A 1,838-nucleotide genomic window follows, 5' to 3' on the forward strand; every position below is an offset into this window, starting at 1 on the left:
GGGCGACCCGCAGGAGCCGGCACCCGAGGAGACGCGCAGCCTCTCCCTGGGCGCAGACAGCACGTCCGATGCAGACTCGGGTGCTGCAATGGCGCCGCTTGCGACCAACTACTGGCAGCCGTCGTCGGGAGTTCTCGGCGTCGATGTAAGCAGCCACCAGGGTGTTGTGAACTGGAACGGCGCCTGGAATTACGGCTCCCGCTGGGCCTACGTCAAGGCAACGGAAGCACTCGTCTACAAGAACCCCGAATTCGGCCACCAGTACGCCAGCTCGGCTAACCGCGGAATGCTGCGCGGTGCCTACCACTTCGCCATTCCCAACGTTTCCAGCGGCGCAGCCCAGGCGGACTATTTCGTAGCGAACGGTGGTGGTTGGAGCGCCGACGGCAAGACCCTTCCGCCGCTGCTCGATGTCGAGTACAACCCTTATCCGTCACTGGGAAACACCTGCTACGACATGAGCGCGTCCCAAATGGTCAATTGGATGAGGGACTTCTCGAACCGCATGGTCACTCTCACCGGACGCAAGCCGATGATCTACACGACCACCGACTGGTGGTACCGCTGCACCGGGAACAGCGCTGCCTTCTCGGACCACGCACTCCACATCGCTTCGTACAACAATTCCGGCGCCGGAACCCTCCCCGCGAGCTGGAACTTCTACAGCGTCTGGCAGTACACCAGCGAGGGCCCCGTTGTCGGGGACTGGAACCAGTGGAACGGGTCCATGACCAGCCTACAGTCATTCGCACGCGGCGGGAGCGTTCCTGCTCCGGCCCCACAGCAGCCCTCGATCCGTGCGTTGGCGGATATGGTGGCGATCGATTCCTCCGGCCGGCTCTGGAACTACCCCGCCAACGGCAAGGGCGGCTTCGGCACACGGTTCCAGATCGGCTCCGGCTGGACCGGAATCAAGTCCATCAACCCCGTGGACTGGAACGCCGACGGCACCATCGACCTCCTCACCCAGTGGAACAACGGAACCCTGAGCTACTACCCCGGCCTTCCCGGCGGCGGCTTCCGCTCCCCCGTCCAGATCGGCTCCTCCGGCTGGCAGAACTTCAGCCTCGCCGTCGGCCCCTGGGTCAAGGGACAGGGAATCACCATCGTCGGCACCCACACCGACGGCGCCCTCTACTACTGGCCCCACACCTCCACCCACCGACTCGGCAACGCCGTGAAAATCGGATCCGGCTTCACCAACATGCCCATCGTCATGGCCGACCAGAACCTCGACGGACGCATGGACCTGCTCTCCCGCGACGCCAACAACAACCTCCTGCGCTACACCGGAACCGGCACCGGCACCATCGCCTCCGGATCACGCACCACCGTCGGTAAAAACTGGGGCGGAGTCGACACGATCAACGCCGTCGACGGCTTCAACGGCACCACCAGCCGCGGCATCATCGGACGCAACACCAACGGAACCCTCACCTACTACCCCTTCACCACCAACGGCTTCGGCACCGCATCCACCGTCGGCAACGGCTGGACCACCTTCACCCTCGCCGGAACCTCGTTCGCAGTGGACAACTTCGTGCAGGAAGCAACTCCCGCCCCGGAACCGGCTCCCACTCCGGAACCCGCTCCAGCGCCGGAACCGGCGCCTGAGCCGGAGCAGTCGACGGCCTCGATCCGAGCGTTGGCGGATATGGTGGCGGTCGATTCCTCCGGCCGGCTCTGGAACTACCCGGCCAACGGCAAGGGCGGCTTCGGCACACGGTTCCAGATCGGCTCCGGATGGACCGGAATCAAGTCCATCAACCCCGTGGACTGGAACGCCGACGGCACCATCGACCTCCTCACCCAGTGGAACAACGGAACCCTGAGCTACT

Annotated in this window: 1 protein-coding gene; it reads left to right on the forward strand. The window is 64.6% G+C overall.

Annotated features, from left to right (window positions below):
• Window positions 1–1,838, forward strand: a 1,838-nt coding sequence (locus tag X803_RS22975) for a lysozyme (RefSeq protein ID WP_162149242.1), incomplete at both ends; no start/stop codon positions are given.

Source organism: Arthrobacter sp. 35/47, from assembly GCF_000520475.1.
GTDB lineage: Bacteria > Actinomycetota > Actinomycetes > Actinomycetales > Micrococcaceae > Arthrobacter_D > Arthrobacter_D subterraneus.